Annotated in this window: 9 protein-coding genes, 2 pseudogenes and 1 riboswitch; of the genes and pseudogenes, 10 read left to right on the top strand and 1 reads right to left on the bottom strand. The window is 64.3% G+C overall.

All coding sequences use genetic code 11. The features are described 5' to 3' along the window. Positions 1-84: pseudogene (locus tag F4U95_RS19900) on the bottom strand (IS5/IS1182 family transposase); the annotation flags it as partial. Between the two features lie 60 nt (positions 85-144). On the opposite strand from F4U95_RS19900, the pseudogene F4U95_RS19895 reads away from it, so the two are divergent. The 10 genes and pseudogenes from F4U95_RS19895 to F4U95_RS19850 all read left to right on the top strand — a co-directional run. Further along, positions 145-918 (top strand): annotated as a pseudogene (locus F4U95_RS19895) (chloride channel protein); the annotation flags it as partial. A 26-nt stretch (positions 919-944) separates the two neighbouring features. After that, the gene (locus F4U95_RS19890) at positions 945-1,280 is read left to right on the top strand and encodes a DUF190 domain-containing protein (protein ID WP_063690145.1); all 336 of its coding nucleotides are present in this window, start codon (positions 945-947) and stop codon (positions 1,278-1,280) included. 147 nt (positions 1,281-1,427) lie between these two features. Next, positions 1,428-1,504: riboswitch (Fluoride riboswitch) on the top strand. Between the two features lie 24 nt (positions 1,505-1,528). Next, entirely contained in the window at positions 1,529-2,920 is a 1,392-nt protein-coding gene (locus F4U95_RS19885) for a voltage-gated chloride channel family protein (protein WP_043060742.1), read from the top strand. Then, a complete protein-coding gene (locus tag F4U95_RS19880; RefSeq protein WP_043060743.1) occupies positions 2,920-3,339 on the top strand; it encodes a DUF190 domain-containing protein in 420 nt (139 codons plus the stop codon). Before F4U95_RS19885 ends, F4U95_RS19880 begins: the two co-directional genes overlap by 1 nt. Positions 3,340-3,341: 2 nt before the next feature. Beyond that, a complete protein-coding gene (locus F4U95_RS19875) occupies positions 3,342-3,779 on the top strand; it encodes an EamA family transporter (protein WP_043060744.1) in 438 nt (145 codons plus the stop codon). Between the two features lie 23 nt (positions 3,780-3,802). Next, positions 3,803-5,662: an alkaline phosphatase family protein gene (locus F4U95_RS19870; protein ID WP_061780587.1), complete on the top strand. Its 1,860-nt coding sequence runs from the start codon at positions 3,803-3,805 to the stop codon at positions 5,660-5,662. Further along, positions 5,659-6,237: a histidine phosphatase family protein gene (locus F4U95_RS19865; RefSeq protein ID WP_150426783.1), complete on the top strand. Its 579-nt coding sequence runs from the start codon at positions 5,659-5,661 to the stop codon at positions 6,235-6,237. Before F4U95_RS19870 ends, F4U95_RS19865 begins: the two co-directional genes overlap by 4 nt. Further along, positions 6,234-6,446: a hypothetical protein gene (locus F4U95_RS19860; RefSeq protein WP_043060745.1), complete on the top strand. Its 213-nt coding sequence runs from the start codon at positions 6,234-6,236 to the stop codon at positions 6,444-6,446. The genes F4U95_RS19865 and F4U95_RS19860 overlap by 4 nt, the downstream gene beginning before the upstream one ends. After that, positions 6,443-7,261: an ABC transporter ATP-binding protein gene (locus F4U95_RS19855; RefSeq protein ID WP_043060746.1), complete on the top strand. Its 819-nt coding sequence runs from the start codon at positions 6,443-6,445 to the stop codon at positions 7,259-7,261. The genes F4U95_RS19860 and F4U95_RS19855 overlap by 4 nt, the downstream gene beginning before the upstream one ends. Beyond that, the gene (locus tag F4U95_RS19850) at positions 7,258-8,076 is read left to right on the top strand and encodes a universal stress protein (RefSeq protein ID WP_229664494.1); all 819 of its coding nucleotides are present in this window, start codon (positions 7,258-7,260) and stop codon (positions 8,074-8,076) included. The genes F4U95_RS19855 and F4U95_RS19850 overlap by 4 nt, the downstream gene beginning before the upstream one ends. Position 8,077 lies beyond the last annotated feature (1 nt).

The following is an 8,077-nucleotide window of genomic DNA, read 5'->3' as shown; positions in this document are numbered from 1 at the left end:
GACCCGGGGGCGGCCATGGCTCTTGGGGAAAAATGGCTCAAGCCGTGCCATCTGCTCATCCGTCAGCCAGTACAGGTCGCTCATACTCAGTCTCCTTGCGGAGCCTGAATCATATCGAGCCTCCCATTTCAATGGGTCCTGACCCTAGTACCGTGCCTAGTCGCGGCACTGGTGGGTGACTGGACCTGTCTTGCCTGGGGCATTCATCACGGCGCCTACCATGTCGATGCGATGGTGCCGGTCGACGCGTTGCTCGTCGCCAAAGCCGGCGTCGCGGGCGTTGTATTCGGATTGGTCGGGCTGGCCTTTGCAGAGGCCAACCATGCGCTCGGCGGATGGCTGAAGCGCGTGATACCCTATGGCCCACTACGACCCGCTATCGGTGGTGTCGCCGTGATCGCGCTGGTCTGGCTATTTGGCACGCGAGACTATCTCGGCCTGGGCACGCTGGCGGCAACGCCGGGCGACCTGACCATTGCCAGCTTTTTCGGCCCCGATACGCACCCGTGGAGCTGGGCGCTGAAGCTGCTCTTTACCGTCGTTACCCTGAGCGCTGGCTTCAAGGGCGGAGAGGTGACGCCGCTGTTCTTCATTGGCGCGGCGCTCGGCAATGCGCTCGCGCCCATGTTCGGAGTGCCGACAGGGGTTTTCGCGGCGATCGGTTTCGTCGCGCTGTTCGCGGGCGCGGCCAACACGCCGCTGGCTTGCACGTTCATGGGGATCGAGCTGTTCGGCGCGGCCTATGCGGTGCCGATCGCAGTCGCGTGCTTCGTCGCCTATCTCTGCTCAGGCCACAACGGCATCTACCTGTCGCAGCGCGTCGCCGTGCTTAAGGTGCCTGCCGCACACCTCACACCCGACGCCACCCTGCGCGATGCCCGCACGCGCCGCGCTTCTCGCCGGCGCGCGCGCGCCTGATCCCGCTTCCTGTCGAAAGCTCTACCATGCCCGACCTTTTCACCGTTCAGCACCGCGAAGTCGGGATGCTGCGCATCTATCTGAAGCCGTCCGACAAGATCGGCCCGCGTCGCTTCTGGGGGGCAAAGCCGCTCTATCGCGAGCTGATTCGCACCGCGAAGGCGGACGGCATCATCAACGCCGTCGCGCAAAATACCCATTACGGCTTCAGCAATCACGAACCGATCCGGGAGAACGGCTCGGAAATTGCCGATCCGCATCTGACGATCTGTGTTGAACTGGTCGGTGATCGCGATCAGCTCGACCTTTTCTGTCGCCGTCATGGCGATCTGCTCGGCGACAAGGTGATCGTCTACAACTAACTGGAGCATTGGACGATCACGCGCCAAACTGAGCGAGCCAGAGCTTGATCGGCGTTCCCGGTTGGGAAACGACCAACGACATGGCCAAGGCTTCCCCGCAAGGATGGTATTTCGGGAATTGACGTTGCTGCATTGCAGCGACATATATCTCTTCAAGGCGATGGATTTCCGCCGGGTCGTCTGACCGAACCGCCCTAGCAAGGGCCGATGATTCCTACTTGGCGCCGCAAGGCAGCAAAGGAGGAATCGTGCGCGCGACGTTTCGCAATCTGTACCATGAGTTCAACGTGGCGGCGTTCTTTTGCGACCGGCACGACCATGCCATGTCGGTGGTTCGCTGGACGCTGATCCTGCTGCCGATGGCGGCGCTGGTCGGGACGTTGTGCGCGGCTTTCCTATGGAGCCTCGATGCCGCTACACAGGCCCGCTTCGATCATCCGTGGCTGCTGTATCTCCTGCCCGTGGGCGGGGCAGCCGTCGCGTTTCTCTATCATCACACCGGGCGCTCGGTCGAAGCCGGCAACAATCTGATTGTCGAGCAGATCCATGAGCCCGGGGGTGGCGTACCGCTCCGCATGGCACCGCTGGTGTTCCTTGGCACGATCGCGACGCATCTGTTCGGCGGCTCGGCGGGACGCGAGGGAACCGCCGTGCAGCTCGGCGGCAGTCTCGCCAGTGCCATCGCCGGCCTGTTCCGTCTCGATGCATCCGGTATTCGCATCCTGCTGATGGCCGGCGTCGCGGCGGGCTTCGGCGCGGTGTTCGGCACGCCCTTGGCAGGCGCGGTGTTTGCTCTTGAAGTGCTGGCGCTTGGCCGCGTCGAATATGGCGGGATCATTCCGTGCTTGCTCGCCGCGCTGGTCGGGGACTGGACGTGTCATGCCTGGGGCATCCACCACACGCCTTATCACATCGCCTATGCCGCCCCCGCCACGGGCGCGCTGCTGGTCGAGCCGCTGATGCTCCTCAAGGCGACGATCGCGGGCGTCGCCTTCGGGTTCGCCGGCCTCGTCTTCGCCGAAGCGAACCACGCATTCGGCGGCTTCCTCAAGCGCCGCATACCTTACGGACCGGCCCGTGCCGCTCTGGGCGGCGTCCTGGTCATCGCGCTCGTCTGGATCGTCGGCACCCGCGCCTATCTGGGTCTGGGCGTATGGTCCGCCATCCCCGGTGATCCTACGATCGCGGGCTTCTTCAGCGGCCCGGTCGATCGGTGGAGTTGGGCGCTCAAGATGCTGTTCACCGTCGTGACGCTGAGCGCAGGCTTCAAGGGCGGCGAGGTGACGCCGCTGTTCTTCATCGGTGCCGCGCTCGGCAACGCGCTGGGGTGGCTGCTCGGTGCACCGCTCGACCTGTTCGCAGCGCTCGGTTTCGTCGCCGTGTTCGCCGGGGCGGCCAACACGCCGCTGGCCTGTACGATCATGGGGATCGAGCTGTTCGGCGCCACCCATGCCGTGCCGATCGCGGTGGCCTGTTTCGTCGCCTACATCTGCTCGGGCCATAACGGCATTTACCTGTCGCAGCGGATCGCCGTGCCCAAGCGTCCCGCCCGCGCTCATACCGGCACCTTAACGCTGCGCGACGCCCGCGCATCCCGCCGTAGCCGGCGTCCTTCCAACACCGTCAAGGAGCATAACTGATGCCCCACAAGGTCACGCCCAGCGAGATCGGGATGATCCGCATCTACATGAAGCCGTCCGACAAGGCTGCGGGCGCGCGTAGCTTCTGGTCGCGCAAACCGCTGTACCGCGAGCTGGTCGCGCAGGCGAAGCGCGACGGCATTATGAACGCCGTCGCCCATCACACCCATTACGGCTACAGCAATCATGGCCCGATTCGGGAAAATGGCTCCGAGATTTCCGATCCGCACCTGACCATGTGTGTCGAGCTGATCGGCCAGCGCGGCGAACTCGAACGCTTCTGCGAGGGGCATGGCGATCTGCTCGCGGGCAAAGTGATCGTCTACAAGCATCTGGAGCATTGGAGCATCGGTCCGGGCGGCGTCCGGCATGAAGATGCGGTGCCCGCCGAGCTGGCCGATGAAACGGGGCAGGCGTGAGAGTGGGAAGCGTCAGCTCCTCCTCGTGGCTCGTCTGGGCGCTGGGTTCCGCCGGATTTGCCGCGCTGACCGCGATCTTCGCCAAGATCGGGGTCGAAGGAATCAACTCCGACCTGGCGACCCTTTTCCGCACGCTCGTGATTGTCGTGGTGCTGACCGCCCTGCTCGCGCTTACCGGCAAATTTCAGCCCCTCGGGACCATCGCGCCACGTACCTGGCTGTTTCTCGGGCTGTCCGGCCTGGCGACCGGCGCGTCATGGCTCTGCTATTTCCGCGCCCTGAAGATCGGCGACGCAGCGCGGGTCGCTCCCATCGACAAGCTGAGCGTCGTTTTTGTCGCCGTCATCGGCGTGACGCTTCTTGGTGAACACCTCTCCCTGCGGGGCTGGTTCGGCATCGGTTTGATCGGTGCCGGCGCCGTGCTCGTCGCGCTTGCCTGATGCCTTTCGAACGGAAACCAACGATGCGCTATCTCCCGATCGTCGCCGCTGCCGTCGCCATTGCCGCTACACCGGCACTCGAAGCTCGCACCGCAAAGCGCGCCCGCACTCCGCACAACGTCATTCTGGTCGTCATCGACGGGTTGAGAGGCAAGATCGTCACCCCTCAAACCGCGCCTGAACTGGTCCGGCTACGGGATGCCGGGACCTACTTTCCCAACAGCCATTCGGTATTCCCGACGTTCACGACCGCCAATGCCTCCAGTCTCGCGACCGGCCATCAGCTTGGCGATACCGGCGATTTCAGCAACACGATCTGGACGGCCGCCCCGATCGCAAGCGCGGCGGGCAGCGTCACCCCGTTCCTCGAAAACGATGCCGTGCTCGGCGAGGTCGATACGCACTTCGGCGGCAATTACCTCAACGAAACGACTGTTCTCGAAGCCGCACGCAAAGCGGGATACGGCACCGCTGCGATCGGCAAGCTCGGCCCAGCGCTTATCCAGGATCACCTCGCTCGCGACGGTATGACGACGATCATCGTCGACGACTCCACCGGACGGCCGGGCGGCATCGCGCTTTCGCCCGACACTGTCACAGGAATGACCAGGGCGGGGCTGCCGCTCGTCGCACCGGACAGGGGTGCCAACGGCCGTTCGGGGGACGCTCGCACACCCGGCACGCGCGAGGCCAATCGTGCGCAGCAGGACTATTTCATCGATGTCGCCACCCGCGTGGCGCTGCCGTCATTCAAGGCACGTCACCGGCCTTTCGCGATGGTCTTCTGGTCACGCGATCCCGATGGGACCCAGCACAATCAGGGCGACAGTCTCAACCGCCTGACGCCCGGAATTAATGGTCCGACGACCTTTGCTGCGATCCGCAACGCGGATGGAGATCTCGCAAAGCTGCGAACGGCGCTCAAGCGGCTTGGCCTAGATCGGACGACCGATATCATCGTCACGTCGGACCACGGCTTTTCCACGATCTCGAAGCAAAGCGACACGAGCCGTGCAGCACGGACGCGGTATGCCGATGTTCCTGAAGGCTTCCTCCCGCCCGGCTTTCTCGCGCTTGATCTGGCGTCGGCGCTGAATATGCCGGCATTCGATCCCGAGGCCGGCAACGCGCCGGTGACAACGGGTGCTCATCCCAGTCGCGGCAACGCACTGCTGGGGGCCGATCCCTCTCATCCCGACATCGTGGTTGCCGCCAATGGCGGGTCGGACCTGTTGTACCTGCCTGGACGCGATCCGACGCTCGCGCGCCGTATCGTCACCGCGCTGCTTGACCAGGATTATATCAGCGGAATCTTCGTCGATGATCGGCTCGGCTCGATCGCCGGCACGCTGCCATTATCGTCGATCAACCTCAAAGGGGCAGCGCTGCCCCCCGTACCGTCGATCGTCGTCATCTTCCGCTCGGCAACGACCGGCTGCGCAATACCGACGAACTGTCAGGTGGAGGTGGCGGATACGACGCTGCAGCAAGGCCAGGGCATGCACGGCAGCTTCGGCCGCGGCGACACCCTCAACTTCACAGCGGCGATCGGCCCCGATTTCAAACGGCGTTTCGTCGATCCGGCACCGGTCAGCAACGCGGATATCGGACACACGATGATGGCCTTGCTACGCCTCTCCCCGACGCCGCATGGTGCGCTGACCGGCCGGGTATTGAGCGAAGCGATGCCCGGGGGGCGGATGACCCCCTATGTCCGGGGCGAGCAGCGATCCGCTGCCGCCGGGAATGGTCTCGTCACCCTGCTGCGCTATCAGGAGGCGGCAGGCATTCGTTATCTCGACGCCGGGGGTTTTGCGGGCCGCACTCTCGGCCTGGCTGATGTGGCAGCACCTGAAGCCGCTGGCCGGGGAGCGCGTCGATGACGGGGCTGCCGCAATTCTGGCTTGTCCGTCATGGTGAGACGGCCTGGAGCCTGACACGTCAGCATACGGGTCGAAGCGACATTCCCTTGACGAAGGGCGGGGAGGAAGCTGCCCAACGCCTGAGCGAGCGCCTGCCGGCACGTCCCTTTTCGCAAATATGGTCCAGCCCGTCGCAGCGCGCGCGTCGAACCGGCGAACTGGCAGGCTTCTCCCGGAAGATCGCAATCGTCGATGACCTCGCGGAGTGGGATTACGGTGCCTACGAAGGTCGAACCACGAAAGAGATTCTGGCCGATCGCCCGGATTGGATGCTGTTTCGCGATGGCTGCCCGCAAGGTGAAACACCTGACGACATCACGGCGCGGGCGGATCGCGTCGTCGAACGCCTGCGGGCCTCCACGTCCGACATCCTGATCTTTTCCAGCGCCCATATCCTGCGGGTGCTGGCTGCGCGCTGGCTGGGGCTTCCCGCCGCGGCCGGTGCGCTCTTCATCCTCGACACCGCCAGCATCAGCATTCTCGGTTACGAGCACAATGATGCCGAGCGGGTCATTCGCGGATGGAATCTGGCATGAACCGGACTGCCCTCCTCGCATGGGCGATAGGGGGCATCTTCGCACCGCTGGGCGGGATCAGCGCCGGCATCATCACTTACGCCGAATATAGCCAGCACCGGCTTCCCAAGGGGCGGGCAGCCCGTGAGGCCCTGCGAAGCGGGGCGGTGGCGACGGTCGTCCTCCTGACGGTCACCGGCCTGTTCGGTTGGTGGGTGGGCCGGTCATGACGAACACGCATGACGATGCCTCTCCGCTCATTCTTGAGGGCGTTGTGACCGAACTGAGCGGCCGGATCATCCACGACGGTGTGGACCTCGTCATGAAGCGTGGCGAGGTTCTTGGCTTGGTCGGCGCGTCGGGATCGGGAAAATCGGTTCTGCTTCGATGCATTATCGGCCTGCTGCCACCGAAAGCGGGCACCGTCAGGCTGTTCGGAGACGATCTGTACCAGGCTGACGACCGGACGCTGGCCGCGATCAAACAGCGCTGGGGCGTGCTCTTTCAAGCCAACGCACTGTTTTCCGATTTCAGCGTTCTGGACAACATCGCGATGCCGCTGCGCGAACATCACGGTTTGCCGGAAGAGCTGATCCTGTCGGTCGCAAGAATGAAGGCGCTCGCATCGGGACTTCCCGAGGATGCGCTGTGGAAGTTCCCGTCCGAGCTTTCCGGCGGGTTGCAAAAGCGTGTGGGGGTGGCGCGGGCGATCGTGCGCGACCCGGATCTCATCCTCCTCGACGAACCGACTGCCGGTCTCGATCCGATCATGGCAGCACAGATCGATGCCCTGATCGGTGGTCTGGCAAGCGAACTAGGCCTGAGCGTGGTGGTCGTGACCCACGACCTCGATACCCTCTACACCATCTGCGACCGTGTCGCGGTTCTGTCGGATCGCACGATCCTTGCCGTCGCCCCCGTCCGTGAGCTGGAGCACAGCCAGGACCCGTGGCTCCGCAACTATCTGCTGGGCACACGGACGCGGGCCGGGCGCATAGCTGATCCAAAAGTCGTTCATCCCTCGCCACAGGAGATCATGTCATGAAGCTGCTTGCTGTCATCGTGGGCGCGGACAGCGCGCCTGCCTGTCTGGATGCGGCGGTTCTTGCCGCAAAAGCATTGGGCGACGCTTCGATCGAAGCACTCAACGTCGTCGTCGATCCCGATAGGATTCACGCCTCCAGCGATGAGGAAATCCAGTTCCAGCGCATGCGCGAACGTGATGAAGGGACCGCGCAGGAGCGTGCCGATGCGGCCCATGCCGCCTTCGTCGCGTGGAACGCCGGGGCAGGCGAGGACACGCCACGGGTATTCTGGCGGTCGGTCGTCGGCACGGAAGAAGCCGTCGTTACGAGCGAGGCCGCGAACGTCGATGCGCTGATCGTGGTCGCGCGCGAACAGAGCATGGACAGTGGCGATGCCATTCACGCAGCCCTCTTTTCCACCGACAAACCGGTCCTGATCGTACCACCGCACTGGCAGCCCGGTGCCGTCACCGCATTCAGCCATATGGCTGTCGGTCTCAGCGACAGCGATACGGCCCGCCATGCGATCAGGGAGGCGGCACCATGGTTGCGGGTGGCAAGCCGGGTCACCGCGATCCGCATCGGCGAGGATGGCGATCCGGCGCTGAAGCTCGAGGCGCTGCTCGACGAACTGTGCGTGACGCACGAACTTCATGTCGTCCCCCGACAGGGTGACAATCTGGGTGCGCAGCTCGTCGCGGAAGCCAAGGCTGTCGGAGCCGATCTACTGGTGACCGGCGCCTACCGGCACAACCAGCTCGTCGAATGGTTCATGGGCGGCACCACGCGGCATCTGCTCGCCGCAGCCGAAATCCCGTTGCTGATGGCCCATTGAA

It is taken from the genome of Sphingobium limneticum (assembly GCF_008710165.1).
Classification (GTDB): Bacteria; Pseudomonadota; Alphaproteobacteria; order Sphingomonadales; family Sphingomonadaceae; genus Sphingobium; species Sphingobium limneticum.
This window is presented reverse-complemented; position numbering and strand designations above follow the sequence as displayed.